We start from the raw sequence: 26,619 nt of genomic DNA on the forward strand, positions 1-26,619 counted from the left end.
AGCGGCGACTTTATTAATATAACACGTTAGCAATCAGAAATGCAAGTACTTTTTTCTTCCAAGTTCTTCTTCCTTAAACAAGAAAGCTAATTAATTTGTACCGCTTAACACTGTGGCAACATGGCAAGCCGCAGCCCAAAAGCCGCTGACTCCCGCGCTCCCATTTGAAGCGGCGAGAAATAATGTACCACAGGTATAATCATCATGTCAAGATTTCCTGATAGGAAGATCCAAACAAAAAAACACGACCGATGAGAGTCGTGTTTCATTCGAACGAAGTCACAGCGTGTACTTGACCTCCATGATCGACAGATCCCCGTCTGTGGACTCCATGACCTCTTTGATCACCGATCGTTTCGTCAGTTTTCTCAAGACGAGACTCAGATCAATATGCAGCTCGCCCAGCTCCACATGCTCTTTCAATTCAGAGGCGCTCCATGGCTCTTGACGCGACGATATGACGCGAAGCAGGAATGCGCAGCACTCCCTCATTTTCGTCAAAACCGAAAACTCCGCCGCAAGCTGCACCAATTTTACACGCTGCTCCAATGTTTCGGCACTGAACAATAGCTCCTCATACAGCTTGTATACGCCTGGATTGATTTGATGGACCTGATTCCAAACCGTCACTTCAGGATGGGCGCCATTCTGGATAATCACGATTCGCGCCCAATGATGAAGAGCCTCCAAAATATTGCTGTAGGCATCAAACACCTCGCCGTTGGCCAGGTACTCCTTGCTTTGCATATAACGACGGAGAAAGTGGGTGAACTCAATCAACATCTTTTTCTCCCTTAATTCCATTGGAAAGCTGCTGAGGGCTTGCCGCATGCTCCCCAAATAGCCGTTTTGATCCACGATCAACTCTCCTTGCAGGATCCATTGAATAATATTCCGATTTTCCCCGTTCAACACCCAACTTTCCAACCCATCCTTATGTATCCATCTTTCTTGTATGCGGTAGTTGTCTTTACTATAATGAGAGGTATGGTTTGTTGGCTGTTTCAATTCGGTAATGACGAGCATCAAAATATCAAAGCCATCTATCCATTGATTGTTGCTTTCGCCGGGATTCACCATAACAGCCGACACAACAGCGGGGTGGCGGGTATAATGTCCGGTAAAGTATGACCTGATTGCGTCCATTCTTTTCGTCTCCAACTCATGTTTTAGTTCCTGTGCTATTTTAGTTATTCTACATGTTTGTTTCGTTTTCCTGCCATAGATTTTGATGCAACGACAAACAACTGAAAGGGAAGGGTAAACTATGCGCTTCAAATCCAGCAAACTGAACGAATTCCGATTGTGGGGTCTGGTGCTGACATTACTTGGGCTCGGTGTCATGATTCTGGGTACAGCGGCTGTGCTTATTTGGGGGGATAATGGGAAAATCGTTCTCTTCATATTCATGGTTATCGGCATGATCAGCGTATTGGGCAGTATGGCTATCTATTTTTGGGCGGGCGTGCTTTCAACCAGTTCCGTTGTTTTGCAATGCCCAGAGTGCGGCAAGCAAACCAAGATGCTCGGCAAGACGGACCGCTGCATGTTCTGCAAAACGATACTGACGCTAGATCCCGAGCAGGCAACAGAACTTCCTGATGCCAAAGAGGCTGGCTCGCCGGAACGCACGTAATTCTCGTTCACTTACAAAAGAAAGGAGTCCGCAAGGACTCCTTTCTTCTGTGTTCGCTCTACGGTTTTTTGTCCAGCCGCTCTTGAATCGCCTCCCATATATCCGGCGTTTCAAATCCTCTCCGCCAGGATGCAATGCCAGCCAGATCGTATTTTTTCACCAAATCCGCTCTTGCCCGCATGGAATCGGCATTTTCCACCCATACCTTATACGTGGTTGCGCCGTCCTTCTTCTCGCCGTACCATTGGCCCGTTCGTTCATCGAATTCGAGCTCAACCCCATTTTCCTCGATCCAGTTTTGGGTCGCTGTCATGCCAAGCGCTCGAGAGGAAACCTTCCGCTGACCGTCCTCCACATATTCCGTCCAAATGCGGGTATAATACGGTACACCGAGCAATAATTTTTCAGGCGGAACATGATCGTATTGAATAATATCGGAAATCCCTTTTTCCACCCAAGGCAAAGACGCAACGGAACCGGCAACTGGCGATGACGCCCAGTGCTCATCGTATGTCATCACCATCATGTAATCAACGAGCTTGCCCAATTCCTCGCGATTGTAAAAGTTCGACCACATGTCGCTGCCGCCGCGAATCGTTACATCTATCGATACGACAAGACCTTGCTCGTGAAACAAAGGGGTAAGTTCGCGCATAAATTGTGTAAGCTTCTCCCCGTCCTCCAAGTACACATTTTCAAAATCGATATTAATGCCCTGCAGATTGTACAAATTGGCATAGGTCAGCAGCTCGCGAATGATGGACCGCCGGCTCTCGAAAGTTGCCAGCGCTTCCTTCGTCAAATCCGGATCAAAGCTGTTGTCGAACAAAGCCCATACTTGATAGCCGCGCTGGTGGGCCCACTCTACATAAGAAGGATCCGCCCAATTCTGCACATAAAAACTCCCGTCGCCGCGCTTCAACAGATGAAACCAAGTCGGACTGACTACATTGAGACCCGGCATTTCTCCAATCTGATCCGTATTCGGATTATTATTGTTATATACCGCTTCCCAGGTCAGATTAATTCTGCCTCCAAGCGGCTTCCAAGGAACGGCCTCCTTAATCGGCGCAACAGAGGCGACGATTGCTGCGTCGATTAGCCGCACCTCCCGTTTGTCGATATGTCCGACATAACCGTCCTGCAGCTGAATGTGGTACCATCCCAGTTCCGCCTCATCCAGGATCACGATGGGCTCGCCCTGCGAAAGCTCTGCCATTATTGGAGCTTTGATGGTCGGTTCTGTTCGAACAGCCGCTCGCCATTCCGGCGCATTCGGCTTATCTGCCACTGCCGCTTTCCGGATGGCCTGGCCCGGTGTCCAAATCGAGACTGCGCCGGACGGCTGAAACTGTTCCAGCGAGTAATCCAATATATCCTGCAGCGGCTGCGCAGGCACATAAAGCTCTTCGTCCAGTCGCTGCATGGCAAATTCCAATGTAACCGGCTCATCGTTCATTAACGCAGTTAATTGATCTGTCTGAAAATGAACGACGGACGCCTTGGTCGTTACAATGAGCACGTCGTCCTCTTCCGCAAGGAATGCGTCGCCATTGATCTGCTTCAATACTTCGAGCGGGAGCAGCAGCCCTGCCCCGGACCCGCTTGCCTGCTTGTCCATCATCACACCGTTCAGGAAAACAGGCCTCTCCATATCCCCGAAACCCGGCTCTACCCGGCTTTGATTCGGCTGCGTGGACTCCCAATACACATACATCACCACTGCAGCACCTGCCATAAGCAATAGAAGAGGAAGCATCATCCAACGCAGCCTTCTCCCCTGTCCTCTCCGAACTTTCCTGCTTCTACCCGGCGTCGGGCCAAAATCCATGAACCGTCACATCCTTTGTCTGGTATGGCAGCGAATAAAAAAGCGTACATATTTCAGGATCTTCACTCCCAAAACACATACGCTTGTCAAGCGGCAAAGGTTGCAGTTGTACGCAGCTCTCGCCTAATGCTTCGTTGCATTTGCGCACGCGGGACAAATGCCGTAAACCTCCATCCGGTGACGACTGACCTGAAAGCCTGTCTCGCTCGCTGCCAGCGATTCCACCTCGGTCAGCGGATCGCAATCGAAATCTTCGATCGTCCCGCATATATCGCAAATGGCGTGGTAGTGGCTGGACATATCCGCATCAAACCGGCTGGCGCCGTCACCGTAAGTCAACTCCCTGACTAATCCAGCTTCAAGGAACAGCTTCAGGTTGTTATAAATGGTGGCCACACTCATGCTCGGAAATTTCTTCTCCAATGCACGATAAATTTCGTCCACACTCGGATGAGTGGGGGATTCAAGCAGATAAGCAAGAATGGCATGCCTTTGCGGAGTCATGCGTACACCTGTTGTTTTCAATTTATCCAAAGCCGATTCCAATTTGTCATGCACGGTTCTCCCACCCTTCCTGCCGTATATAGTCATTGCCAGTGCATGCTTGCGTTCGTCTGCATCAGCTATCCGTGCTTCTCGTTATACTTATTCTTATTTTACGAGCGTTCAAATCAATTTGTCAATTCGATTCACAGATTTCTCAGTTGTGGCAAACTTAGGGGATTGCAGATTGCGTTTGTTTATGAATCGACAGAGAGCCGACGCTTGTTTCAAGTTCAACCCGATAGCGACCGGAGCCAAAGCTGCCGTGAATCTCGCGATTGTCCAACTCCAAACCCAGTTCATTCGTCATGCTCCCCACTGCCCCCACCTTCCCGAACAGCACGAAATCGCCATCCTCCGGCAGGGAAACCGAGAGAGCGCCCAACGTAGTTGAAGCTTTCCAGTCTCCTCCGACAGTGCTGCTGCGAATGTCTACGCGTCCATTAGTCGAAGAAGCCTGGACAGCCCCAGCCACTTCCTCGATCACGACTTGCCCGTTCGTGGACATTGCATGGACAGCGCCTTCAATGTTCATCAGCTTCACCGCGCCATTGGTAACTGTCGCACTCACTTCACCGGTAATGCGCTCCGCTGTCAGCGAGCCGTTCGTACTTTGCATGGACAATCCGCCCTCGCTATGCAGATCGCTCACTGTGATTTTGCCATTTGCCGTTACAGCTTGCAGTTCTTGGGCCATAGAAGCCGGCACCGTAACTTGCAGGTTCACCTTGGGGCGAATGGCCACACCGAAAGCTTTGTAAGTGCCGCTCTTGACCTGAACCGCCAGCACGTCGCCTTCGTCTATCGCAATCTCTACCCCTTCCGCAACCCGCTCCGCTTCCTCGCGCCCAACCTTGGATACGATGACTGTTGCATCCACGGCAATTTCCTGTATATCGGAAGCAACGATCAGGATATCGCCGTTGTGGTTCGTGACGGATATGGTTTGTCTGGCTCTATCCAAGCGCGCAACCTGCGTCGGAAGCTCGAAAGCCTCGCCGGACTCATCTGAAAAAGGAATGTCCCCTATAGAAATATCATGCTCGTCCATAAGCGACTTGCCATGAAACACTCCTATGACTACACCGATCACGATCAAGGCAAAAACCACAGAACCCCAGTCCAAATTCAATTTTTGCTTACGTGCGATGCTGGCGACCGTCAGGATGAGATACTCTACACCAAGCAGCACTAGCGCAGCCGGCCACCATCTCACCAAGAGGAGCAAGAGCGAAGTGCCCTGACTGAGGTCCAATAGCAAAGCTATACCTGTATAGATGATCAATAGTGCTCCGGTTATTCTCCCCGCCCTCATGTTTCCCCGTCCTTTTTGCTTCGTCTCCACCTGCCCCGATCCCGCTTCAATCGATTTGCACCTCCAGCACGCCGGGCAGCTTGCTTACCCGATCTATCAATGCGGGCAATACGTTGGCAGCAGTAATTTTCAACATAATGGTGTACTGCATCTGTGCACGCTGTTCTTCGTTCTCCTTGTCGGCGCTGTGGCTTGCTTTCATGCTGATAATATCGACGCCTTTTTGCTCCAGATGCTCGCTCAATGCGGCCATCCCCCGGAAGCTCTCAGCAGCGTGCAGCTTTAAGGTGTACTTTCTCTGTGCGGCAAACCACCGTTTCTCCGCCTTGTTCAAGATCAACAGACTAAACAGCACCAAAAATGTCGTAACAGATGCCCCTATATAATAGCCTGCTCCTACAGCCAGCCCTATCGCAGCTACCACCCACAAGGAAGCTGCCGTGGTCAAGCCGGTTATGGAGACGCCATTGCGCATGATGACTCCAGCGCCAAGAAAGCCGATGCCGCTGATTACCTGAGCCGCCAATCTTGCCGGGTCCATGTTGACCCCCTCTTCCTCCGCAAAGTCGGCAAAGCCATATGCAGACAGAAGCATAATCAACGCAGCGCCAAGACAGACCAGGATGTGAGTGCGGAATCCGGCTGCATGGTTGGTCCTCTCCCGCTCGATGCCTATAATGCCTCCCAGGACTACCGCCAGCGCCAAACGCAACAAAATATGCAAAGGCTCCAATACCCAAGGTCCACTCATGCTCAGCCCTCCCCGTTGATTACTTCACCGCCATGCGCCGGAGCTCTGTCAAGGGTACCCCCGGAGAAGCTTCCTCCTCCCTCACGGCTTGAAAGCCGTGTTTCTCATACAACCGGATCGCCGGCAAATTGCGGCTGCCCGCAAATACGCGATATTCCCGAGCTTCCTCCATCCGAAACAGCCCTTGCAGCAGTTCACTCGCCAATCCTTGCCGAAAGTAGTTGGGGTGCACCATCAGCCGATTGATCATTACAGCATCCTTGTCCCTCGCGTACGACAACGCCGACACAATCTCCCCCTCCCTTACATGGCCCAGGAAGGTTTCTCCGCTGTTTCGAATGCTATCGAACGTATCCGTCAATGGAGGGATCTCCGTAAAACCTATGAGAGTTGCTTCAATTTTATAAGAAGTATGCTGCAAATACCATAGAAATTCTACCGTTCCATCGTCCTGCAGATCCAGCACCTGAATCAAAATCAGCTCCCCTTTCCCTTGCGGAAATCAGACTGCTTGCCAACCGCCAATGGCGCAAATCCCTAATCGTCCCCCAATAATTTATTTTTCCTGAAAGTCCAAGCATATAGCAACAGCAGCCGACGCACCGTGCTTGGCTATGCGCCGGCTGCTGATTGCAGCACCGTTTCGTATGTCAGGAACGCAGCTCATCCTGCAGAAGCTTGTTGACCAAGCCGGGATTGGCTTTCCCCTTCGTCTCTTTCATTACTTGACCAACCAGGAAGCCGACAGCCTTGTCGTTGCCCGAACGAAAATCCTCCACCGGCTTCGGATTGCGTGCAATGACCTGTTTGACGATTTCCAGAATGGCCCCTTCGTCACTAATTTGCACGAGCCCCTTTTCCTCTACAATCGCCTGCGGTCTTTTGCCGCTCTCCAGCATTTCCTTGAAGACGGTCTTGGCAATTTTGGAGCTGATCGTGCCCTTCTCAATGAGGCCAATCATTTCGCCCAAGCCTTGTCCAGTTATCTTCACATCGTCGAATTCCAGGTTGTTCGCGTTCAAGTGGCCGAGCAGATCGCCCATGATCCAATTGGCTACGGCTTTGGCGTCTTTCGTAAAATTCAGGCTTTCTTCAAAGAAATCAGCCAATTTCTTGGAAGCCGTAATCACGCCCGCATCGTAGGCTGGAATGCCGAACTGCTCCGTATAACGCTGCTTTCGCGCATCCGGCAGCTCGGGAATCGTAGCGCGGACACGTTCCTTCCACGCATCGTCAATATGCAGGCGAACCAAATCCGGATCCGGGAAATAGCGATAGTCGTGAGACTCTTCCTTGCCGCGCATAGATATCGTCTTGCCCTGCGCATCGTCCCAGCGACGAGTTTCCTGAACGACTGCTCCTCCCTCATCCAATACCTCGGCTTGCCGCCATTGCTCATATTCCAAGCCGCGCTGAACGCCGCGGAAGGAGTTCATATTTTTCAGCTCCGTACGCGTTCCGAACTTTTCCTGCCCGTAAGGACGCAGACTGATGTTCGCGTCGCAGCGCAGCGAGCCTTCCTCCATCTTCACGTCGGAAACCTCGCAATACAGCATGATCGCTCTCAGTTTTTCCAGATACGCTCTCGCCTCTTCCGGCGAGCGAAGATCGGGCTCCGAGACGATCTCAATGAGCGGTGTACCGACACGATTGAAATCGACAAGGGATGCGAACCCTCCGTCAACATGCGTCAGCTTGCCGGCATCTTCCTCCAGATGCAAGCGGGTAATCCCGATTCTCTTCGTCTGTCCGTCTACCTCAATATCGATCCATCCGTTCTCTCCGATCGGTTGGTCAAACTGCGAGATCTGATACGCTTTCGGCGAGTCCGGGTAAAAGTAATTTTTGCGGTCGAATTTGCTGACGTCTGCAATTCGGCAGTTCAATGCCATGGCTGCCTTCATCGCATAATCGACAGCTTGTCTGTTCAGTACAGGCAGCACGCCCGGATGGCCGAGACATACCGGACACGTATGCGTATTTGGCGGTGCGCCGAACGAGGTGGAGCAGCCGCAAAATATTTTCGATTTCGTATGAAGCTCTACGTGGACCTCCAGCCCGATGACTGTTTCATATTTCGTTCCCGTCAAGGACATTGCTCATCCTCCTTCCTACAGTGCAGGGCGGCGGTCCGCCCAGTCTCCCGCTTGTTCGTAGGCGTGCGCAATGCGCAGCACCATCGTCTCATCAAAGTGCTTGCCGATAATTTGCAGGCCGACAGGCAAGCCGTCAGCCAGTCCGCACGGCACGCTAATCGCGGGCACGCCTGCCAGGCTGACTGGAATCGTGCACGCATCGTTCATGTACATCGTGAGCGGATCGCTTACCTGCTCCCCGATTTTGAATGCCGTTGTCGGCGCAGTAGGAGACAATATGGCATCGTACTGCTCAAACACCTTGTCGAAATCCTGCTTGATCAATGTCCGAACCTTCTGTGCCTTGAGGTAATACGCATCATAGTAACCGGAGCTAAGCGCATATGTCCCCAGCATGATGCGGCGCTTCACCTCTGAGCCAAAGCCTTCGCTGCGCGAACGGTGATACACCTCCAGCAGGCTGTCCGCCTTGTCCGAGCGAACGCCATAGCGCACACCGTCGAATCGCGCCAAATTGGAGGAGGCCTCCGAAGAAGCAAGCAAATAGTAGGTTGCGATCGCGTAATCCGTATGCGGCATGGACACTTCCTCAACGGTCGCCCCCATGCTTTCCAGCCTCGCAATCGCAGCCTTCACCGCATCTCTGACCCCGGGCTGAATGCCCTCTCCCATGTATTCTTTCGGGACAGCCAGGCGCAAGCCCTTGACATCGCCGTTCAAGCTGCTGACATAGTCGGGAATATCGACACGGGCGGAGGTGGAATCCTTCTCGTCATGACCGGCAATCGCCTGCAGCACATAGGCCGTGTCTTCGACATTCTTGGTTAGCGGGCCGATCTGATCCAGGGAGGAGGCGAAGGCCACCAAGCCGAATCGCGAAATCAAGCCGTATGTAGGCTTCAACCCGACTACGCCGCAGTAGGCGGCAGGCTGGCGTATGGAGCCGCCTGTATCCGACCCAAGCGCAAAGTACACCTCACCCGCAGCTACAGCAGCCGCTGAACCGCCGCTAGATCCACCCGGAACGTGGTCGGTGCTCCATGGATTGCGCACCGGATGATAAGCGGAATTTTCATTGGATCCGCCCATCGCGAACTCGTCCATATTCAATTTGCCGATTGTCACCGCTTGCGCTGCCTTCAGCTTTTCCATTACGGTTGCATGATAGATCGGCTGGTAATTGTCCAAAAATTTGCTTGCGCAAGTCGTGCGCAAGCCTTCCGTTACAATATTGTCCTTAATCCCCATCGGCAAGCCGAACAGCAGGCCTCGTTCCCCGCCTGCCGCCAGCTGCTCGTCCAGCGATTCCGCTTCAGCGCGGGCTTGCTCCTCCGCCAAGGTCAGAAACGCCCCGATCTGCGTATCCACCTGACCGATTCGCGCAAATGCCTCGTCAACAAGCTCGGATACCTTCAGCTGCTTGTCCGCCAGCTTGGCATGTATATCCTGTAGTTTCATATCGAACAACGACAAAGGAAACGTCCTCCTTCATTCCTATTATTCCTCTCACCCGTGTAGCTTCACGGTTCCGCTCTTATTCCAGCACAGCAGGGACTTTGAACTGCCCTTCCTCTTCGTCCGGCGCGTTCTTCATCACCTGCTCGATCGGCCAGGACGGACGGCTCTCGTCTTCCCGCATCACGTTGACAAGCTCCATGACATGGCTGGTCGGCTCGACTTGTTCCGTGTCCAGCTCATTCAGCTTCTCCGCATATTGCAAAATAGCGTTCAATTGCTGCATGTACGTCTGCTTTTCCTCTTCTGTCAGGTCCAGCCTGGCCAGCTTGGCCACATGCTCGACATCTTGAATGGATATGCTCATTTCCCTGTTCCCTCCTGTCGGACGCTAGCCCAAACTTCATCCTATGATTATAGCGCAGAATGGAATTTACCTCAAACTGGACAGACCTCGGCTGGTGCGTCCTGCTGCCCTTCCTCCGTTCCAGCTGACACAGTCAGATCCCGTTGTTGACGCCGTCACATGAACCAAAATAAAAAGCTATCCGCATTCAGTCAAGAATGTTGGGATAGCTCTCATTCTATGATGCCTCTCCTGGGCAACTGCCTCTTAGATCCAGGCTTTCAAGTTCACTTGACGTATAAATTCTTCCCTGCTCTGAACCTCTTCGCTCTTCGCTTCTTCCTTGTCCTCGGACTCACCGGTCATAATATAACGGAACAAAGCCTCGTTACGAGTAGCCAGCGCAAAATCAATAAGCGCCTCACGCTCTACCCGCTCTGCCTCCTGCTTCTGCAGGACCTCTTCCAGTTCAAGATCCGAGGCCGGAACATAGACGTTGCGATTCAACTTGGGAATGCGCACCACATAGTCGAAAGCGTTATCGTTATTGCGGTCGTATGCAATGATGTAGCCGTATTCACCTACGGGAAGTTTCTGCTCGAAGGTATCTGCTACGATGATGACTCGTTTTCCCAATCGAAACATGGACGTTCCTCCCCTCTATCAAACCCATGATGTTTCAATTTGCCTATTATGTTACTAAAAAAAAAGAGCAATGTCCAACATCCCGCTGTTTGGAGAAAACTACCGTGCGCTTGCCAGATGAAGCGCTAGTTTGATTTTCTTTTCTCCGTGCGTCGCTTATAATGACAGAAAGGAACCTGTAAGGACAAGTAGGGAGGTAACTATGCTTAGCTTTTATAAGAGATATTCCCGCACTGCATTTGACATCGGACTGATCGTCCTGACCGTGCTGCTGATCTTGTGGCTTTGGAGCCTGTTCTACCGCATCGCCGCTCCTATTGTTCTGTCTTTTTTTGTATTCCTGATCATTGAACCGCTGGCCAAATTTTTGAATCGGCGCGGTCTGAAGAAGTCAATCGCGTCTGCCATTTCCATCTTGCTGTTTGTCACGCTCATCCTCGGCGCATTGCTGGGAGCGGGCGCTATTTTTTTCAATCAGGTTTCGAACCTGGCGGAAAAAGTACCCCACTATGCGGCGCAGCTGCAGAAGGAAATTGTCAATGGAACGGTGTACCTGGAAGACAACTTGCCTCCTGAGGTAATTGACCAGGTCAAAGAATACGCATCGACCATTACGCAGAGGGTTTCGGGATTCATCCAGTGGGCGCTGACGATGCTGCTTGGCACCCTTTCATCCTTCTCTTCCTTCTTGTTCAAATTCTTTATCGCGATCATTCTCGCTTATTTCCTTAGTGTAGAGATAGAATTCTGGAAGAACCTAGCAGCCAAAAAAACACCGAGCACCTTCAAAAAAGCTTTTTATTTCCTGAAAGAAAACGTACTGCTCGGCATTCTAAGCTACGTCAAGGCTCAGCTAAAGCTGGTCAGCATCACGTTCGTCGTCATCCTGACTGCCCTGCTGGTGCTGCGCGTCAATAATGCGTTCGCTATTTCATTAATGGCGGCCGTATTCGATATTCTTCCCCTGCTGGGTATTTCTACCTTTTTCATCCCATGGATTATTTATCTGTTCATTGTCGGACAAATCCAGTTCGCCATCGTGCTTACAGTGGTGCTGATCATCGTCCTGCTGATGCGGCAGATTCTGGAACCGAAGTTTACCGGGGACTCGCTCGGCGTTTCGGCCTTTACGACTTTGGCGTTCATGGTTGTCTCGCTCTCGCTGTTCGGCGTCGCCGGTTTGATTCTTTCGCCGGTGCTGATTATTCTCTTGAAGGCGCTGTACGATCAAGGGTACCTCAAAAGGTGGATTCATCTGCCGGAGGAAGAATTCGAGCAAGATGATAAGGACAATGGTAGCGCCGGCATAGCTGCCGAAACGGCCGCGGTTGAGGAGCAGAGCGGGCGTCAAGCAGACGACCGGGCATAATCTTGAACCGTCCACTGCTGCCTATAAGGCGGAGGGGGCCTGAGCCAGAGCCCCCTCTACACTTCAAACAGCTTCCGTTCTGTTAGCGTAAGCCGCTCGAAACCGCCGGATGTTATCGCATAGGTATCCTCCACACCAACTACTCCTTCGCCCGGAAACGAAAATTTCGGCTCAATGGCGATGACCATGCCTGGCTGAAGCGGGTAAGCAAATCCCCGAGCCAGCACAGGAAGCTCGTCGATTTCCAGCCCTATTCCATGCCCCAGAAACTTTACCTGATCCGCCCCATAACCCATGAAATGCTTGCCTAGGTTGGCTTGCTCTGCTGTTGCGAGCGCATCTTGGTACAATCCTTCACAGCTTGTGCCGGGCTTCAGACTATGCTCGGTTTGCTGCAAGATTTGTTCGGACAGCGCATAAGCCTGCTCCAGATGCTTGCCCGCCAGTTGTCCGATCACCGCTGTACGTGTCTGGTCAATGACGTACCCGTCTATGCAGCAGCCTATATCAATCAGGATTGGCTCCCCGCGTTCAATGACTTCCCGGCTTGCCCCTTGCGGCACCGAAGCATGAAGCCCCAGTCCCCCAGCCGGACCATCGAAATAGGTGGGGATTGCTGCGGAAGCTCCCGAGGCGACCATCCCGGTGATGATCTCCTGATTGTAACCGCGCATTCGCATTATGCCCGCATGGCCTTCTATTCGAAGCTGCCGCTCGATTTCAAGAACCAGCTCCAGCTCGCTCATCCCCTCGCGCAGCACAGACAAGCCCCGCTGGAAGGCACGGTCGGTTACTTCAGCCGCATAGCGGATGCGTTCGATCTCCTCCGGCGATTTGATCATGCGCAGTTCCCGCACAAGCCGCGACCCATCCACCCATTCCACATGAGGGAACATCTGCTGCAAGCGAAGATAAAGCTGTGTCGGCAGCACGTCAAATTCCGTGGCGAACCGAATGCCGACGCCGCGAAACGCATCGGGGTGCTTCTCCTTCAAGCTCTGGCTGAATTCCCGAAAGGAACCGAGCGGCCGCACATCGCAGGCAGCCTCTTGCTTGGCCCTTTCCACACTCCGCTTCACATAGAATACCGCCTTCCCCTCAGCCGGTACGAACAAATAGCCATTCTGCATCGACCCAGTAAAATAGTACAAGTCCACATTTTGCGTGACCAAATAGCCTTGCCATTGCCGTTCCCGCAACGCTTTTTGCAGCGCTGCCAATCTTTGAGCAAATGATGTCATACGGATCGATTCCTTTCCTGAACAATGGACTGCATGATACCCATAGTGTATCAAATCTCGGCAGGCAGGAAAACGGCGTCAAAGCCTTCTATCGCTTCTAGTACAGAGCGGGTTCGCCGAACCACTCTCCGGTAGCCTTGATGTCCCATTCCAATCCATCGTACCAGAGAAAAATACCAGGATAGCGCAGCCTGATGACCGCGACGACGCCCGGCTTCTCCAAGACTACCTCATAATTGATGGAAGGATCGCTATAGCGGTACGGAAATGGCCCTTCATTGATGACCTCCAATCGCACCCATTCGACCCGATGCTGCAGAAAACCGCCAGACCGCGGCAGATGATCGCTGTCGAGCCCCAGGTTGTGCTGCAAATACCATTCTGCTGTCCCCCTTGCTTGCTGCGGATCGATGGCGATGCGGCCTTCCGCAAGCGCTGCCGGGTCCAACTGCTGGGCTGCAGCGACAGCAGCGCGATTCAATGCATGTTTGGCGCGAAAAAACGTCTGATAAGCGGCTTCTTCTTCCAACTGGGCAGCTTGCAGCACAACCGTCACAGCCAGAAGAAGCACAACTAGGATCAGCTTATCCATTACGGCACATACTCGCTCATCTTGATCCCGGTTGCGGCCATCTGGAGTTCGGGATCGGGCGGCGTCATACCGATCAATCGATCAATGGCAAACAAATCACCATAAGGATAGCGTATCGTAAGCAGAAGCCCCGTCCCGCGGGGAACCGGCTGATCACGCAAGTGTCCCGGCAAACCGCTGGTAGTGGTTACCTCATAGGTGAGCCTGCTAGTATCGAATCCCCTTTCCTCCAGCCTGCTTTTCGACTGCGCTATCATGGCGTCATGGATGTATCCGTGGCTGCCGTTCGCGCCTATCTCCAGCAAGTAATCCACTTCTTTTTGCAGCAGCGCCTGCCTGGCTATGGCTACATGCTTGTATGCCGCCGAGAACATCATCCAGCAGAGCAGCCCGGCAGTCAAAACAAAGACCAAAAGCTGTTTCATACGTCCCTCCGTCCCTTAAGGATTCAACGATTGGATACGCTGCTTCACCTTCTCATTGGACTGGTTCAATTGGTGCAGCGCACCATCTGCCCCGCCAATTGTGGCGGAATATATCAGCATAACGGCCGTCAGCAGCAAAAGTGTGATTAAGAGTGTCCGCATAGGTGCTCCTCAGGGTGTCACATTAGAAATCTGGGCGATCGCGTCAGAGCCTTTGGCCTCGATCTGATCGCGCAGCCCGCCGCTTCCCGAAACAACTTGAATAAACATGAGCACCACAACCATCAGCATCAAGGCAGTCATAAGCAAATTTCTCATTCCTCTTCACCCCATCAATAATTTAAGTGGTAGAACAATTCTTCTCCTTCCCTTACCCAGGGATACAGAAATACCCAAAACGTATTCAGTATCGGAATCCCGGCCAGTACAAACAACACGTATGATCTGGTTTCCTTCATCCCTTCCTTTGCCATTTCCAGCTTGTCTTTATAATCTTCCGCCCTTTCCTGCAGCAGCCGATAATATTTCTCGCTCTCGCCCATGCGCATCGTATTCAAGGTTTCCACGAAGCTGTGTGCCTCGGCTATGCCGACTTCCTCCTTGAACGCTTGCAGCGCATGTTCAGGATGCTCATACCAGGCATTCAGCATGCGCCGGAACGGCCCGCTCAGCACACGCATAAATCCTTGGCAGCGCATAAGCTTGCTGTGCAAGTTCATGCGGGAATCCCTATAATAGAGCAGTTGTCGGCAGATCATATAGATTTCTGATGTGATTTGCCGCTGGCGCCTTGCAACAGCCAGTTGCAGCAAATACTGGTCCGCTAGCGCCAGACCAATAAGCATGGCACAGAGGGCACAGCCCATCCACATTCCCGGAACCGGTTGGACGAAGCTGTCTATGACCGCTATTCCGGCCGCAGTTGCGAGCGCGCCCGCTGCTGTCACATGCTTCACAACCAAATACCAGCGGACTGACAGCCTCACGCCGCCCTGCCTGAGCAAGCGGCCTTTGGCCTCCATTCCCGGCCTGCCTCCTGCCAGCCGTTCTTGCCATGCAAGAAAAAATCGACGGATGCGGCCCCGCTCCTGCCTGTTCCAGACCAGCTTGCGCATGCGTCCTGGCTTGTAAGCTGCCAACGCCAACACGCCAAATAAAAATGCGGACAAGGCGAGCCATGCCCCTGCGTATAATAGCTGAGCTTCCCAGCCTGCAATCAAGCGAAGTCCCCCTTCCCTACATACGTTTCATGGATAAGTACAGACCTCCCAGAAAAGAGAGGAATATCAGTGCGCATGCGTCGAGAAGCATGCTCCGTCCCTCCGGATCAAGCAAATAATACAGATATGCCTTCTCAGCATCTACCTTGAAATTAATGAACAAGAACACAGCGAGAAAAAAAACTGGCGCGAAGTTGGCGACCCGAATCTCCAGCAGCCGATTGCGCTCTCTCCGGTCTGCCTGCTGCGCCCGGCGCATGTCCCCGATCAGCTCCTTGAGTCCCTCTTCCACAGGTACGCCTTCCAGAAGGGAAATACGAACGATTCCCGCGAATGAGCGCGCCCATAAGTGGCCCAGTACGGATTGGAAAGCTTGAAGCGCTTCATCCGGGTCCGAACCCAGCGACAATCGGCGTTCCAGCATTTCGAATGCAGCGGCTAGTTCGGGCGGCAAGTGCTGTTCCGCCGCCGCTTCTGCCAACACGGCCCGCATATTGCCGGAAGGCGAAAGCACGTAGTACTGGTATATGACTTCAACAGCAGGCAGGAACGCCAGCCTGGTCCGCATGCGAAACGCAATCAGTTTCGACTGGTAATAAAGAAGAGGGCTGCAGGAAAGCAGCACAGCCGTCACCAGCATTCCCTGCAAGCTGTAAAACAAGACGCCTCCAATCACGATGCCGATCAGGGCAAGCATGGCGCATGCTGCCGCCAAGGCACGAACGGTGAAGACAGCACCCATAGCCTGGAGCTGGAGCTCATAGTCTCGCAACAGCTTAGACTCCCGCCTGACAGCGGCGAATCGGCCTGCCGGGCCTTTCCGTTTTTCCAAGCGACGCCGGAGCACAAGCCTCCCCCAATACCAGCCGGCCAATAACCGAATGGCAAAAAAGCAGGCCAGGAATAAGAAGAGAATTCCCCCGACCAATACTAGGCTGCGTATCATGCCATCCACCCCGCTTCCACAAGCAGGGCTGCGTCCGCAGGGCAATGCCGGCGTATGCGGCCTTGCGCCCTGGGGGAGAGCGTGCCTGTCTGTACCCAGTCGCCTGTCGTCGGGTCGAAACGAACGAGATCCCGCACCGTGATCTCCCCGTCCGCACATACATATTCGGCAACGCGGACAATACGCCGTTTGCCCCCGATCTCCGCCAATTCGATCCCGACTTGCGTTACCCATTCTGCAATGCGGTAGCGCAGCCGCCCCGGCTCCATGCCTCTGCGATCAAGCATGCACATGTCTGTAATGGCATCCGGCACATCTTCCAGCTGATTCGCATGAAGGGTGGTCATGCTGCCTTCATGTCCCCTCGTACAAGCCCTCACATACAGATTGGCGTCATCGTCCCGAATTTCCGCATGAATGATACGCTTCGGGGACTGGCGCAGCGCCAGCTTAAAGGCTTGGTTGGAGGAATGCTTCGGATCATCCTCGTCAACCTCGTATTCCACGATGTTCTTCTCCGGATAATCTCGCCTCAGCATCAGTTCGTAGCGGCCCTCGATGGTTACGATTCTTTCTTCATCGGGCAGAACAGCGGCCAGCGCCTTCAGAAGAGTCGTCTTGCCTGAGTTGGTAGCTCCGATAATAACCAGGTTGAATGCGCATCGGACGAAACTTTGCAGTAGTATCTTCACAGCGTGATTCATCGTTGCCGTTTCTGCTGCGCACAGCCAATCGAGCCCCTGTTCGTGACGGCGAAAAAATCGAATCGTAATCGTCGGTTCCCGTGTGAAGCCGAAGCCTGTCATGGTCACGCGGGAGCCATCCGTCAACCTCACCTCTGCCCATCGTTTGCGGACATTTAACGTATCATGGTTGTACAAGACCAGATTTTGCTGAATCCGCTCTACATCCGACACTGTGCGAAATCGCTCGGCTGCAAGCATTACCTGTCCATTCCGCACTTCGTAAATGTCGCACCCGATGACCTGAATTTCCTCCAGCCCCTCGCGATGCTTCAGGATCGCCTCCAGCACGTCCAGGCCGACGACTTGGGCGAATACCGCCTCAGAGAGCTTCGCGTAGGAGGCATGCGGCACTGTTATGCCCGCGGTTTCCCTGCGGCTGAGCAAATCTTGAATCAACGCCATCATGGAATGACGATCCTCTTCAAATCCGAGAACAGCACGGTTCAACATCTCCTGATAGCGCGCCGCATCCTGCTTCGTCATGCCGCGTCCGGCAGCCAGCTCTTCCCTTATCTCCTGAACGAGCCGCTCGAACGCGCTCGAGCTCTCTCGGCCGACAACGGCAATCTCCTCCGAGTCTCTCTGCTTCCGCCGAGGGCCGCCCGTGTAGGCAAACAGCGAAAACTTCCGGCCATTGTCCATGCCGTCAGGAGGAAGGCAAAAGCCGTCTGAGCCAGCCTGCTTGTGCGGGTGCTTCCGGTTCATAACCATTTCTCCTTAAAATTTGCAATGCGAGAGGCTCCACCGCCTTGCGCAATGGGCGGCATCCGCTTGCCATCCCAGCCAGTTCTCCGGCATTGAGCCTTTCGTCGACATCCGGCAGCCATGGGACATGTCCGGCGACAGCTAACCCAGTCTCCTTCTCTATCTTGCTGATGGAATACGCCTCCCCCTTCTGAGGGCATTGTGTCACAATGAGCTGGAACTGATCATCGGTCAGCTCCAGCCATGACGCCAGCTTTCCTTGCCACCGTCCAAGATCCTCCTGGAAATGCGTCAAATTCGGCGTCGTAACCATATAGCGATGATGTGCCTGCTTCAGGGCACATACGGTTGCCGCATTGTCCCAATAGGCATTAACCTCGACAAATGTCAGGTCGAAATAGGAGGCAGCCAGTTCAAGCAGCAGCTGTATATCCTCCGGTGCATAGAATTCGGCCTGCTCCCGTTCGCGATTGCCAAACAGGAACCACAGCTTCGGCAACTGCGACATGCGGCACCCGAACGCACGCAATCCTTCCGATGAAAGCGTTCTGGCCTTCAATGAAGGGGTGAGATGGTCCAGTGTCTGCTCGGCATGATCACGTTTCAGATACCGATGCAGCTTGGAGCTTTTCAAATTCAGGCATAAATAAGCGATGTTCAAATCGCTTCTCTCCGCTGCCTGCCATGCGGCAGCAAAAGATACCAGCGTCGTGCCAATATTCGGTGTAGTCCCGCAAAACGCGATGATTGGATTCATTTAGCCATCGGCTCCTTTCCCGGATACAGGTCAAACGCATCCGCCAATGCTATGACCAGCTTTCCTCCCTGCTCTCCGCATGCCCGGTCGATCGCCTCCCATTCCTGCTCCCGCAACAGCACATTGATGTGGGCAATCGTGCCGCTCGCTTGCTGTCTGCGGCCATACAGCCGCTCTCCATTGCCGCCCAGCCTCTGCTCGACAGGCAATTCTTCCGTGACTTCCCGATTCGCGGCTGTCTTCACAGAAGCGACCACGACATCCCTTGTCAGGAGTTTGCGGGGATGCTCAGTGCCGGACAAGTAGAGGCTGACCTTGTCGCCTGCGCGAATGTCATTCGATACGGACAACACGTAATCCTCGGGAATCTGGAAGACCGATTCTTCCGTTGTCGGCAGCAAGCGGACCTCTCCCAGCTTCCAAGTCCGCAACGGTTCCCCTGCGCCTAACGGAATTAAGGCCGTCAGTCCCAATACTTCCTCCGCATTCGTGACCATATCGTCCTGCACATTCGACGCCGTCATCGGTACTGTTGTCATGGCGTCCTCCGTCAGCTGCTCGCCTGCATCCAAAAACCGCGACGGCGCCACTACTGTTACTTGTTGCTGAAGCTCCAGCTCCCTGAGCTGCCATACATACAATCCATAGACCATCACTGCTGCCGCGCAGGCGGATAGCAGCGACAGAAGCAAGGAAGTCCTTCGGTTCAAACGCTCACCTCCTCCATCATGCAACTTGCTTATGCGTATATTTCCTAATGCCGCAATTGGCTTCATTCCCATTCCCGAACAGTTCTGTCGCGACAGAACCGTTGCGTTCGATCTGAATCGAAGACAATAAAAAAAACGCAAAACATCCGGGACGTTCCCGATTGTTTTGCGTTCTTCGCAAAAGGAAATATTCGCTAATTTAGTTGTATTCTGATCCTATCACAATTCGTTCGGCTTGTCCACCTGCAAAATGATTTTTCCGATATTTTCATTGCGCTCCATGTACCGATGGGCTTCGGCCGCCTCCCGCCAATCATAGACGCGATCGATGACTGGCTTCAGCGTACCCTTCTCAAAAAGAGGCATGGCATAATCGCTGAACTCCTGAGAGAGCCTTATTTTTTCCGCTGTATCGCGCATCCTCAAGTTTGTGCCAAGCACCTGCAGCCGTTTCATCAGCATATGCCCCAAATTCAGAGGACCTTCATAAATGCCGCCCCCCATCGTGCCGATGAGGATGAGACGCCCATCAACGGCCAGCGCCTCCAGATTGTCCTGCAAGTAAGAAGCACCGATGAAATCCATGACGATATGGACGCCCTCGGGCACTTGCTCGGCCAGCCAGGGTGCAAAGGAGCCGTTGCGGTAATTCCAGCCATCCTCTGCCCCGAGTTCCCTGCAGCGCTCCAGCTTCCGCTCACTGCCTGCTGTCACCCAGCACAATCCGCCCGCCTCGCGTATGAGCTGAATTGCGGCTGTGCCGACACCGCTCGCACCTGCATGGACGAGCACCCGACATCCCCTGCCAAGTCCGCCCAGCCAGTACAAATTCAAATAGGCGGTCAACCATACTTCAGGAATGGCAGCTGCTTCTTCATAGCTGAATGCTGGCGGGATTGGCATTGCCATTCCCTCCGGAATCGTCACATACTCTGCATAGCCGCCGCCCGGCAGCAGCGCGCATACACGGTCCCCGACCTGCCATTTGCTCGCATGCTCCCCTGTCTCCACCACCTCGCCGGCCATTTCCAGACCAAGTATGGGCGAAGCTCCTTGGGGCGGTGGATACAGTCCGCGACGCTGCAGCAAATCGGCCCGGTTCAAGGCCGTCGCTTTGACACGCACGAGCAGTTCGCCCGGCGATGGCTGCGGCGTAAGCGTCTCCCCCAAGTAAAGCTGCTCTGGCCCGCCTTTTTCCTTGACCAGCACCGCTCTCATGCAACCGCACTCCCTTCCTTGCCGAATCCGGCACAGTATTTTGGATGCTGCAAGTTGTCAAACGTATGGATTGTGCTCCCGCTCGTAACCGATTGTCGTCGCCGGACCATGGCCCGGAAATACTTCTGTCTTCTCGTCCAGCTTGAATAAGATGTCATGGATGGAGCTGTACAGCTCTTTGGTGCTGCCTCCCGGCAAATCGGTCCGCCCCACGGACATCATGAACAGAACATCCCCGGAGAACAGCTTGTCTTCGTGAAGCAAGCTGACACTGCCCGGGGAATGCCCCGGCGTATGGTACACGGCAAAGCTCGTCCCAAGCAAATTCAACTGTTGGCCGTGATGCAGCTCAAATTCGGCAGGCGCACATTGTATCGGCCCGCCGATCTCCGGCCACAGCAAGGAACCATTCCGCTTCGGATCGGTCAGCCAGTCCGCTTCCGCCGCATGAACGTATACGGGACATTGCTTCTGCTTGCGCACTGCCTCCACGCCGCCAATATGGTCGAAATGGGCATGGGTCAGCACGATCGCTTCGATGTCCACTTTTTCAATGCGCTTCAGCAAGGCGGCTGGCTCCACACCCGGATCGATAATGATGCCGCGCCCCTCTTCATTCGTCAGCAAATATGCGTTTGTGGCCAACGGCCCCAGCGTAAATGTCTCGATGCTCAACACCCGGCAAGCACATCCTTCAACTCTCGAATGATCACTTGCTGGTAAGCGGCATCCTCTCCGTACCGACGAACCATCTCTTGCCGGGCCGCCGCGATGTTCTCTTGGTAGTCCGGCGCCTCCCTGTCTGGATTCTCTTGCTTGAAAGCAATCATAACCTCTTGGACATGCTTCGGACGCGGTCCCCATTGGCCCAGTACAACGCCGCCCGTATCAGCAAAGAGTACGATCGGTATCGAACGGCCGCCCATGGTCAGAAATTCGTCCATAGTCTCCAGATGCTGCTCCATAATCAATACTTCTACCGGCATTTGCGCAGCTTCCAGCGCGCGGAAGACGACCGGTACATTGCGCACGACGTCGCCGCACCAATCAGCCGCCAAAATCAGGCACCGCAGGTCGTCCCGGAATGACAACGACTCGAAAAACTCCTTGTCTTCTTCCGATTCCCAAGCAAACTGGTCGTACCAGGATTGAAACGCCTCTTTGTTTTTTTCCATGCCTTCCATAAACGCTTGCGGGCTGATCCCCTTGTTCAGCTTATGGGCCAAATTTTTGCTCATCGTTCGTTCCTCCAAATCGTTTTTTGATTGATCCTTCATCTATTGTTTCATCGTTGTATTGCGCACCACACAGCAAAGCTTCCTGTTCCCGATTATGTATGCCCTGGCTCACTGTGTTGGCGAATTAACCGGACAATGGCGGCAATTTGCTCGCGGTTCAAGCGCTCTCGTGCATGTCGGCTGCGGATCTCGTGCACCAGCCGATCCAGCTTGACTGTCAAAAAGGCCGGACTCTTCCCCTCCAGTTGACACTGCGGGTGCGTAAAGCATAGCACGCCGGTCACCTTGGACGGCATGCCTCCTGCGCGAAGCAGTTCCTTCAGCACATATTCATGGCGATAAAGCTGGGCAGTCGGGTCCTTCTCATAGGCGTGCCGACTTCTTTCCACACCATGTGCCGTGAAACGAATGTCCCCCGACCAATGCTTCGTTTCGATATGAAAAACACCGTTAGGCCCGACAACTATATGATCCATTTGCTGACGGCCTCCGCCTCCCTGAACAACACGGTTGTGCAAAACCGTGTATTCAGCGCCGATATATTTCAATTGATGTGCAGCCAGCCGCTCTCCTTCTGCGCCGAAATCGTTGGAGCTTCCCGGCGAGTCGCTTGCCTGCCCGGAATGCCGCCTGCCTCTGGAGTCCCGCTTCTTCTGCTGGGTTCCCGTATGCCGCCGATGTGAACGAGCATGTGCGCGGCCGCGCCGCCGTTTTACGATCATATAAAGCACTGTCAGCAGCACCGAGAAAATAATAAAAGGCAGCACGAACGGCTCCGCCATTTCATCGATACGCTCCCAATTCTCCCCCAATTTCATCCCGAAGGCGATAAACAGGATCGACCAAGGAATCACCGCTAAGGTCGTCAAGAGGGTGAACTTGAAAAGCGGCATGCGCGCCATACCCGCGGGGATCGATATCGCGTGACGCACCACCGGCACAAAGCGGGCGGTGAAAATCATGCCTGTTCCATACCGTTCAAACCATCTATCCGCCATGTCCAGATGATGTCGGCGGATCAGCACATACTTCCCGTATTTCTCCAAGAAAGGCCTGCCGCCATAACGTCCTGCCCAATAAATAAACAGCTGGGCTATCACGCCGCCAATCGTACCGAACAGCACAGCTCCCCAAAAGGTGATTGTACCTTCGTGCACCAGATAGCCGGCATAGGACAATACAATTTCGCTCGGGATCACCTCAACCATCAAGCCGAGCATAATGCCGATATAACCCAATTCCTGCAGCCAGCGAAACACGGCATCGATCCATTCCGTCAACATGTCCATGCTTCCCCATCCTTCTTTTGCATTCCCTGATGCGCACAGGTTCTCTTCACCTACTTTATTCTATCACACGGCAAATGATGCCAGCCAGTCCCATGCCGTCAAGCAGACGTCGCAGTCATGCCTTGACAAGCATGCGCATATGCTGATGCCAGGAAGAACAGTGTACTGACCGTGCTGCCTAACGGAATCATTTTTTGCAAAGGGGAAGTGAGGAAATGCCAAAAGTTTGGATTATTAACCGAAGAGGGCTGCTTTTTGGCTTGGCTGTCGTCCTGCTCGTTGCCGCCGTGATCCTGACAAGCAACAGCCAGGCAGACAAGGTTGTCCCTGCAGATGCAGCACCGGATCAGCCACGCGTCATCCATATGGTGACAGGCGAATTTGAAGCGGAGGTGGCAGAGGACAAGGAAATCGAGGCGTATCGCTGGGACCCCGGAACTATCGTTGTTAACCAAGGGGAGCATGTGAAGCTGTCGATTCTCGGTGTCAACGGCAAGAGCCATCCCTTCTACATTGAAGGCACATCGATCAAAGGCGAAGTCAAGCAAGGGCAGGAAACGGTCATTGATCTGAAATTTGATAAAACGGGCACGTATCGACTAATTTGTCTCGCTCATCCGGACGCCAACCATAACGGGCCGATGATCGCCTATATCGTTGTGCAATAAACCGGGACAGCAGCCGTTCCCGCCGCCTGCATCTGCGCATACATTGGGGCAAACCCCCATCTCGCAGATAAAGGAGTCGGTAAGGTATGCGACCGCAGCCTCAAGGCCAACATGAGAAACCTTTGCCCAAGCTTCGGGATATTCGCCGTTCCTGCAAGAAGGAGCTGTACCGCACGGTGAAACGGCTGCAAGTATGGATACCCGAAGACAAGCTGAAACAAGCTGAGCAGCTATATGTCCAACGCGTGGTAGCCGATCTTCTCTGGATCGCAGAAACCGGGAACAACCGGAAGAAGCTGTCTGACTGGTGGGATCAGCACGTCAACGCGGACATTGCCGAGCTGTGGGACGTTGATGCAGCCAAGCTCTCCCGCGCCTTCCGGCAAGCGTTCGGCGGTTGAGGCGTTTGCGCGGGTTCCGCCAAGCTTGCCACCCTGCCTCCCGCCATGGCAATATGAAGTGGACAACATGTATTCTGATTGCATGGATAAGGGAGGATTGCGGTTCATGTATCTGGTAACAGCCGAGCAAATGAGGCAAATCGACCGTTATACGATAGACACCATCGGCATCCCCGCAGCGGTATTGATGGAAAATGCCGGCCGGGCAACCGCAGAGGAGGTGCTGCGCATCTGCAACACTCTTGCGGACTCCGAACAGCGGAAGCCTTGGCTGGTGCTTGTCGGCAAAGGACATAACGGCGCCGATGGCCTTGTCGCTGCCCGGCATCTTCATGAGCATGGGGCAGCCGTCAGCCTGCTCTACGCCTTCCCGCCGGACACACTGCACGGTGAGCCGGCCCGCCAGAGGGATATCATTCGGCATTGGCCGATTCCCGCCGGGGTGTACGAGCCTGGCGCCATGGACTGGAGCCGGTTCGCCGGTGTGGTCGACGCGCTCCTGGGCACAGGTTTCAAAGGGGCGCCGCGCGAGCCGCTTGCCAGCCTGATTCGCGAGGCGAATGCAAGCGGGCTGCCAATCGTGGCGCTGGATCTGCCGAGCGGATTGGATGCGGATACCGGGCTGGCCGCGGAGCCGTGCATCCGGGCATCCTCAACTGTGGCTCTCGCATTTCTGAAGCGCGGTCAGGTGCAGCAGCCAGGCGCGGCTCTCTGCGGCCAGATTACGGTACAGCCGATTGGCATACCGCTGCATCTAGCCGAGCGGTTTCAAGTCAGTGCCCGGCTTGCGACGAAAACCGAAATCACTCGTGAATGGGGTGATCCGCATGCGCCGAGACAGGCAGATGCGCACAAGGGTACATACGGGCATGCGGTGATGGCAGCCGGTTCGCTTGCTTACAGCGGCGCAGGGCTGCTGGCAACCCGTGCTGCGCTGCGCATAGGAACCGGTCTTGTCACATGGGCGCACCCGGGGAAGCTGACAGAGCGCTTGTTCGGCCTTGCGGCGGAAGCGATTTTGCAAGGGCTTCCCGATCAAGGGAGCGGCGAATGGCGCAGTGTAGCGCCCGAAGCGCTGGCAGCCTTGACGGTCGGCAAGCAAGCGCTCGTGCTCGGCCCGGGACTAGGCCGCTTCGAGGGAGACAAGGCGTGGCTGAAGCAGGTATGGGAACATACCGATGTCCCGCTGCTGCTAGATGCGGATGCCCTGAACATGCTGGCAGCGGCAGAGGACTTCACGGGCTGGAAGAAGCGTTCCCAGCCGGCCATTCTGACACCGCACCCTGGAGAGATGGCCCGCCTCAGCCGCATGACCGCACGCGAAGTTCAACAGAATCGAATCGCAGCTGCTTCCGGCTTCGCCCAAGAGCATGGCGTCATACTGGTCCTGAAGGGTGCCAATACGGTAACGGCCTCCCCTACCGGCCGCATATGGGTCAATTCGACCGGGAATCCGGGCATGGCTGCCGGCGGCTCCGGCGATGTGCTGGCCGGCGTGATAGGCGGACTCTTGGCACAAGGCTATGAACCCGAGGCGGCGGCGGTCATCGGCGTATGGCAGCATGGAGCGGCGGGAGACAAGGTGCGGGATGCGCGGCAAAGCGAACGCTCCCTTCTCGCCGGAGACATCGTCGAGGCCCTCTGATCGGCCCCTTGCGCTTGCTCCCCCGCCGCAGCCCATCGCGCCTCGAAGAAATTGTGCGGGCAAGTTTCATTCATGGTACAATGGTTGAAAAAATGCAACCCTTGTAAGGAGGACCTATGGATATTACGCAAAAATCCGATGCAGCTGTTCAGTATATGGTCGAGGAAATCAAGAAGAAATTAAAAATGGCGACCGGAGCCGCCATCAAGCCTACCCATTTCAACGAAGATCATTACGAGGACATTCGAGATATCTACGACATGGTTCATGCCAAAGACAGCTACAGCATTTCGGAAATGGAAGCCATCGTCAATGAGCTTGGCCGTCTAAAGCGCGAATAAACGGTCTTGCCTGTGTGAACAGATGTTTAGAGCGAGATGGCTGGGCGCCATGATGATGGGAGTACGGCTCCCTCGAAGGGACGAATCTCGTGGACGAACTTGGCATTCTTGGGCCAACTTGGCAACTGCAAGTGTAGCCTGAGCAATCCCGAGGTCGAACGCAGGCTGCCTCTAGTGCTGCTCAGGCTCTCTCGATATCGAGCATTGTCCGCCTCTAGTGCTGCCCCGCTCACTCTCGTATTCGAGCATTGGCTGCTTGAACATTCTTGAGGGCGATTTGGACTGCGACCAGGACAAAGCGTGCGCCTAAGAAAGGACATGCCTCTACCGGTACAATAAAAAAATAGAGGAAATGATCGGTCTTATTTCGGTGTGATCAGAAATTATGCCGGCGATAGCGGATTTTAGTGGTCTTATACATGCTTGTACAGCCTTCCAGCCGCCTTCCGCCAATGAATAAGACCATCATTTTCACTAGCCTTGCATCAAA

At 53.9% G+C, this 26,619-nt stretch carries 30 protein-coding genes and 1 pseudogene; 6 read left to right on the forward strand and 25 right to left on the reverse strand.

Features of this window, described 5'->3' with window-relative positions; translation table 11 throughout:
- Window positions 1-279 precede the first annotated feature (279 nt).
- Entirely contained in the window at window positions 280-1,146 is an 867-nt protein-coding gene (locus XYCOK13_RS18935) for a nucleotidyltransferase-like protein (protein WP_213413809.1), read from the reverse strand.
- Between the two features lie 121 nt (window positions 1,147-1,267).
- On the opposite strand from XYCOK13_RS18935, the gene XYCOK13_RS18940 reads away from it, so the two are divergent.
- Entirely contained in the window at window positions 1,268-1,636 is a 369-nt protein-coding gene (locus XYCOK13_RS18940) for a DUF2614 family zinc ribbon-containing protein (RefSeq protein WP_213413810.1), read from the forward strand.
- Between the two features lie 58 nt (window positions 1,637-1,694).
- Here the strand turns inward: XYCOK13_RS18940 and XYCOK13_RS18945 are convergent, their stop codons facing one another.
- The 9 genes from XYCOK13_RS18945 to XYCOK13_RS18985 all read right to left on the reverse strand — a co-directional run bounded on the left by XYCOK13_RS18945 (window position 1,695) and on the right by XYCOK13_RS18985 (window position 10,618).
- Window positions 1,695-3,467, reverse strand: a complete 1,773-nt coding sequence (locus XYCOK13_RS18945) for a glycosyl hydrolase family 18 protein (RefSeq protein WP_213413811.1) — start codon at window positions 3,465-3,467, stop codon at window positions 1,695-1,697.
- Between the two features lie 123 nt (window positions 3,468-3,590).
- Window positions 3,591-4,058 (reverse strand): Fur family transcriptional regulator, encoded by a 468-nt coding sequence (locus XYCOK13_RS18950; RefSeq protein WP_213413812.1) that lies wholly within the window; start codon window positions 4,056-4,058, stop codon window positions 3,591-3,593.
- Between the two features lie 124 nt (window positions 4,059-4,182).
- Complete coding sequence (locus XYCOK13_RS18955; RefSeq protein WP_213413813.1) at window positions 4,183-5,325, reverse strand: DUF4097 family beta strand repeat-containing protein; 1,143 nt, start codon at window positions 5,323-5,325, stop codon at window positions 4,183-4,185.
- Window positions 5,326-5,371: 46 nt separating this feature from the next.
- The gene (locus XYCOK13_RS18960; RefSeq protein ID WP_213413814.1) at window positions 5,372-6,076 is read right to left on the reverse strand and encodes an MgtC/SapB family protein; all 705 of its coding nucleotides are present in this window, start codon (window positions 6,074-6,076) and stop codon (window positions 5,372-5,374) included.
- A gap of 19 nt (window positions 6,077-6,095) precedes the next feature.
- Window positions 6,096-6,542: a GNAT family N-acetyltransferase gene (locus XYCOK13_RS18965; protein ID WP_244865272.1), complete on the reverse strand. Its 447-nt coding sequence runs from the start codon at window positions 6,540-6,542 to the stop codon at window positions 6,096-6,098.
- Window positions 6,543-6,726: 184 nt separating this feature from the next.
- Complete coding sequence (gatB, locus tag XYCOK13_RS18970) at window positions 6,727-8,172, reverse strand: Asp-tRNA(Asn)/Glu-tRNA(Gln) amidotransferase subunit GatB (protein ID WP_213413816.1); 1,446 nt, start codon at window positions 8,170-8,172, stop codon at window positions 6,727-6,729.
- A 15-nt stretch (window positions 8,173-8,187) separates the two neighbouring features.
- Window positions 8,188-9,645, reverse strand: a complete 1,458-nt coding sequence (gene gatA / locus XYCOK13_RS18975) for an Asp-tRNA(Asn)/Glu-tRNA(Gln) amidotransferase subunit GatA (RefSeq protein WP_213413817.1) — start codon at window positions 9,643-9,645, stop codon at window positions 8,188-8,190.
- 61 nt (window positions 9,646-9,706) lie between these two features.
- Window positions 9,707-9,994: an Asp-tRNA(Asn)/Glu-tRNA(Gln) amidotransferase subunit GatC gene (gatC, locus tag XYCOK13_RS18980; protein ID WP_213413818.1), complete on the reverse strand. Its 288-nt coding sequence runs from the start codon at window positions 9,992-9,994 to the stop codon at window positions 9,707-9,709.
- 246 nt (window positions 9,995-10,240) lie between these two features.
- Window positions 10,241-10,618 (reverse strand): ATPase, encoded by a 378-nt coding sequence (locus tag XYCOK13_RS18985; protein ID WP_213413819.1) that lies wholly within the window; start codon window positions 10,616-10,618, stop codon window positions 10,241-10,243.
- Window positions 10,619-10,820: 202 nt separating this feature from the next.
- Here XYCOK13_RS18985 and XYCOK13_RS18990 point away from each other — a divergent pair, with 202 nt between their 5' ends.
- Window positions 10,821-11,987, forward strand: coding sequence for an AI-2E family transporter (locus tag XYCOK13_RS18990; protein WP_213413820.1), 1,167 nt, complete (start codon window positions 10,821-10,823; stop codon window positions 11,985-11,987).
- 56 nt (window positions 11,988-12,043) lie between these two features.
- On the opposite strand, the gene XYCOK13_RS18995 is transcribed toward XYCOK13_RS18990, so the two are convergent.
- From XYCOK13_RS18995 to uptA, 15 genes and pseudogenes are all read right to left on the reverse strand, one after another.
- The gene (locus tag XYCOK13_RS18995; RefSeq protein ID WP_213413821.1) at window positions 12,044-13,228 is read right to left on the reverse strand and encodes a M24 family metallopeptidase; all 1,185 of its coding nucleotides are present in this window, start codon (window positions 13,226-13,228) and stop codon (window positions 12,044-12,046) included.
- 97 nt (window positions 13,229-13,325) lie between these two features.
- Window positions 13,326-13,820: a hypothetical protein gene (locus tag XYCOK13_RS19000; RefSeq protein WP_213413822.1), complete on the reverse strand. Its 495-nt coding sequence runs from the start codon at window positions 13,818-13,820 to the stop codon at window positions 13,326-13,328.
- A complete protein-coding gene (locus tag XYCOK13_RS19005; RefSeq protein WP_213413823.1) occupies window positions 13,820-14,245 on the reverse strand; it encodes a hypothetical protein in 426 nt (141 codons plus the stop codon). Before XYCOK13_RS19005 ends, XYCOK13_RS19000 begins: the two co-directional genes overlap by 1 nt.
- A 15-nt stretch (window positions 14,246-14,260) precedes the next feature.
- The gene (locus XYCOK13_RS19010) at window positions 14,261-14,407 is read right to left on the reverse strand and encodes a hypothetical protein (protein ID WP_213413824.1); all 147 of its coding nucleotides are present in this window, start codon (window positions 14,405-14,407) and stop codon (window positions 14,261-14,263) included.
- A 9-nt stretch (window positions 14,408-14,416) separates the two neighbouring features.
- On the reverse strand, window positions 14,417-14,563 hold the full coding sequence (locus XYCOK13_RS19015) for a hypothetical protein (protein ID WP_213413825.1): 147 nt from the start codon (window positions 14,561-14,563) through the stop codon (window positions 14,417-14,419).
- Between the two features lie 14 nt (window positions 14,564-14,577).
- Window positions 14,578-15,465, reverse strand: coding sequence for a hypothetical protein (locus XYCOK13_RS19020; RefSeq protein ID WP_213413826.1), 888 nt, complete (start codon window positions 15,463-15,465; stop codon window positions 14,578-14,580).
- A 16-nt stretch (window positions 15,466-15,481) separates the two neighbouring features.
- Complete coding sequence (locus tag XYCOK13_RS19025) at window positions 15,482-16,411, reverse strand: type II secretion system F family protein (protein ID WP_213413827.1); 930 nt, start codon at window positions 16,409-16,411, stop codon at window positions 15,482-15,484.
- Complete coding sequence (locus XYCOK13_RS19030) at window positions 16,408-17,862, reverse strand: ATPase, T2SS/T4P/T4SS family (RefSeq protein WP_244865269.1); 1,455 nt, start codon at window positions 17,860-17,862, stop codon at window positions 16,408-16,410. Before XYCOK13_RS19030 ends, XYCOK13_RS19025 begins: the two co-directional genes overlap by 4 nt.
- Window positions 17,804-18,619: a CpaE/TadZ family protein gene (locus XYCOK13_RS19035; RefSeq protein ID WP_213413828.1), complete on the reverse strand. Its 816-nt coding sequence runs from the start codon at window positions 18,617-18,619 to the stop codon at window positions 17,804-17,806. The genes XYCOK13_RS19030 and XYCOK13_RS19035 overlap by 59 nt, the downstream gene beginning before the upstream one ends.
- Entirely contained in the window at window positions 18,616-19,329 is a 714-nt protein-coding gene (locus XYCOK13_RS19040; RefSeq protein ID WP_213413829.1) for an SAF domain-containing protein, read from the reverse strand. The genes XYCOK13_RS19035 and XYCOK13_RS19040 overlap by 4 nt, the downstream gene beginning before the upstream one ends.
- A gap of 219 nt (window positions 19,330-19,548) precedes the next feature.
- Window positions 19,549-20,547 carry an NAD(P)H-quinone oxidoreductase gene (locus XYCOK13_RS19045; protein WP_213413830.1) on the reverse strand — a complete coding sequence of 333 codons (999 nt, stop codon included), beginning with the start codon at window positions 20,545-20,547 and terminating at the stop codon, window positions 19,549-19,551.
- Window positions 20,548-20,604: 57 nt separating this feature from the next.
- Window positions 20,605-21,225: an MBL fold metallo-hydrolase gene (locus tag XYCOK13_RS19050; protein WP_244865270.1), complete on the reverse strand. Its 621-nt coding sequence runs from the start codon at window positions 21,223-21,225 to the stop codon at window positions 20,605-20,607.
- Window positions 21,219-21,785, reverse strand: a complete 567-nt coding sequence (locus XYCOK13_RS22055) for a thioredoxin family protein (protein WP_244865271.1) — start codon at window positions 21,783-21,785, stop codon at window positions 21,219-21,221. The genes XYCOK13_RS19050 and XYCOK13_RS22055 overlap by 7 nt, the downstream gene beginning before the upstream one ends.
- Window positions 21,786-21,877: 92 nt before the next feature.
- A complete protein-coding gene (locus tag XYCOK13_RS22060) occupies window positions 21,878-22,507 on the reverse strand; it encodes a nuclease-related domain-containing protein (RefSeq protein WP_244865273.1) in 630 nt (209 codons plus the stop codon).
- A pseudogene (gene uptA / locus XYCOK13_RS22065) lies at window positions 22,496-23,074 on the reverse strand (undecaprenyl phosphate transporter UptA); the annotation flags it as partial. The gene XYCOK13_RS22060 and the pseudogene uptA, both read right to left, overlap by 12 nt.
- Window positions 23,075-23,289: 215 nt before the next feature.
- Here uptA and XYCOK13_RS19060 point away from each other — a divergent pair.
- The 4 genes from XYCOK13_RS19060 (at window position 23,290) to XYCOK13_RS19075 (ending at window position 26,129) form a co-directional block, all read left to right on the forward strand.
- Window positions 23,290-23,742 carry a cupredoxin domain-containing protein gene (locus XYCOK13_RS19060; protein WP_213413833.1) on the forward strand — a complete coding sequence of 151 codons (453 nt, stop codon included), beginning with the start codon at window positions 23,290-23,292 and terminating at the stop codon, window positions 23,740-23,742.
- Between the two features lie 86 nt (window positions 23,743-23,828).
- A complete protein-coding gene (locus tag XYCOK13_RS19065; protein ID WP_213413834.1) occupies window positions 23,829-24,143 on the forward strand; it encodes a dehydrogenase in 315 nt (104 codons plus the stop codon).
- Between the two features lie 106 nt (window positions 24,144-24,249).
- A complete protein-coding gene (locus XYCOK13_RS19070) occupies window positions 24,250-25,788 on the forward strand; it encodes an NAD(P)H-hydrate dehydratase (protein ID WP_213413835.1) in 1,539 nt (512 codons plus the stop codon).
- Between the two features lie 116 nt (window positions 25,789-25,904).
- Entirely contained in the window at window positions 25,905-26,129 is a 225-nt protein-coding gene (locus XYCOK13_RS19075) for a DUF1128 domain-containing protein (RefSeq protein WP_213413836.1), read from the forward strand.
- Window positions 26,130-26,619: the final 490 nt, after the last annotated feature.

Origin of the sequence: Xylanibacillus composti (assembly GCF_018403685.1) — a bacterium.
Taxonomy (GTDB): Bacteria; Bacillota; Bacilli; order Paenibacillales; family K13; genus Xylanibacillus; species Xylanibacillus composti.

What these genes read in the sequence shown, in the direction of transcription:
- XYCOK13_RS18935 (WP_213413809.1), bottom strand. Translation starts at nt 1,146, where the DNA reads ATGGACGCAATCAGGTCATACTTTACCGGACATTATACCCGCCACCCC.
- XYCOK13_RS18940 (WP_213413810.1), top strand. Translation starts at nt 1,268, where the DNA reads ATGCGCTTCAAATCCAGCAAACTGAACGAATTCCGATTGTGGGGTCTG.
- XYCOK13_RS18945 (WP_213413811.1), bottom strand. Translation starts at nt 3,467, where the DNA reads ATGGATTTTGGCCCGACGCCGGGTAGAAGCAGGAAAGTTCGGAGAGGA.
- XYCOK13_RS18950 (WP_213413812.1), bottom strand. Translation starts at nt 4,058, where the DNA reads ATGACTATATACGGCAGGAAGGGTGGGAGAACCGTGCATGACAAATTG.
- XYCOK13_RS18955 (WP_213413813.1), bottom strand. Translation starts at nt 5,325, where the DNA reads ATGAGGGCGGGGAGAATAACCGGAGCACTATTGATCATCTATACAGGT.
- XYCOK13_RS18960 (WP_213413814.1), bottom strand. Translation starts at nt 6,076, where the DNA reads ATGAGTGGACCTTGGGTATTGGAGCCTTTGCATATTTTGTTGCGTTTG.
- gatB (WP_213413816.1), bottom strand. Translation starts at nt 8,172, where the DNA reads ATGTCCTTGACGGGAACGAAATATGAAACAGTCATCGGGCTGGAGGTC.
- gatC (WP_213413818.1), bottom strand. Translation starts at nt 9,994, where the DNA reads ATGAGCATATCCATTCAAGATGTCGAGCATGTGGCCAAGCTGGCCAGG.
- XYCOK13_RS18985 (WP_213413819.1), bottom strand. Translation starts at nt 10,618, where the DNA reads ATGTTTCGATTGGGAAAACGAGTCATCATCGTAGCAGATACCTTCGAG.
- XYCOK13_RS18990 (WP_213413820.1), top strand. Translation starts at nt 10,821, where the DNA reads ATGCTTAGCTTTTATAAGAGATATTCCCGCACTGCATTTGACATCGGA.
- XYCOK13_RS18995 (WP_213413821.1), bottom strand. Translation starts at nt 13,228, where the DNA reads ATGACATCATTTGCTCAAAGATTGGCAGCGCTGCAAAAAGCGTTGCGG.
- XYCOK13_RS19000 (WP_213413822.1), bottom strand. Translation starts at nt 13,820, where the DNA reads ATGGATAAGCTGATCCTAGTTGTGCTTCTTCTGGCTGTGACGGTTGTG.
- XYCOK13_RS19005 (WP_213413823.1), bottom strand. Translation starts at nt 14,245, where the DNA reads ATGAAACAGCTTTTGGTCTTTGTTTTGACTGCCGGGCTGCTCTGCTGG.
- XYCOK13_RS19010 (WP_213413824.1), bottom strand. Translation starts at nt 14,407, where the DNA reads ATGCGGACACTCTTAATCACACTTTTGCTGCTGACGGCCGTTATGCTG.
- XYCOK13_RS19015 (WP_213413825.1), bottom strand. Translation starts at nt 14,563, where the DNA reads ATGAGAAATTTGCTTATGACTGCCTTGATGCTGATGGTTGTGGTGCTC.
- XYCOK13_RS19025 (WP_213413827.1), bottom strand. Translation starts at nt 16,411, where the DNA reads ATGATACGCAGCCTAGTATTGGTCGGGGGAATTCTCTTCTTATTCCTG.
- XYCOK13_RS19030 (WP_244865269.1), bottom strand. Translation starts at nt 17,862, where the DNA reads ATGAACCGGAAGCACCCGCACAAGCAGGCTGGCTCAGACGGCTTTTGC.
- XYCOK13_RS19035 (WP_213413828.1), bottom strand. Translation starts at nt 18,619, where the DNA reads ATGAATCCAATCATCGCGTTTTGCGGGACTACACCGAATATTGGCACG.
- XYCOK13_RS19045 (WP_213413830.1), bottom strand. Translation starts at nt 20,547, where the DNA reads ATGAGAGCGGTGCTGGTCAAGGAAAAAGGCGGGCCAGAGCAGCTTTAC.
- XYCOK13_RS22055 (WP_244865271.1), bottom strand. Translation starts at nt 21,785, where the DNA reads ATGAGCAAAAATTTGGCCCATAAGCTGAACAAGGGGATCAGCCCGCAA.
- XYCOK13_RS22060 (WP_244865273.1), bottom strand. Translation starts at nt 22,507, where the DNA reads ATGATCGTAAAACGGCGGCGCGGCCGCGCACATGCTCGTTCACATCGG.
- XYCOK13_RS19060 (WP_213413833.1), top strand. Translation starts at nt 23,290, where the DNA reads ATGCCAAAAGTTTGGATTATTAACCGAAGAGGGCTGCTTTTTGGCTTG.
- XYCOK13_RS19065 (WP_213413834.1), top strand. Translation starts at nt 23,829, where the DNA reads ATGCGACCGCAGCCTCAAGGCCAACATGAGAAACCTTTGCCCAAGCTT.
- XYCOK13_RS19070 (WP_213413835.1), top strand. Translation starts at nt 24,250, where the DNA reads ATGTATCTGGTAACAGCCGAGCAAATGAGGCAAATCGACCGTTATACG.
- XYCOK13_RS19075 (WP_213413836.1), top strand. Translation starts at nt 25,905, where the DNA reads ATGGATATTACGCAAAAATCCGATGCAGCTGTTCAGTATATGGTCGAG.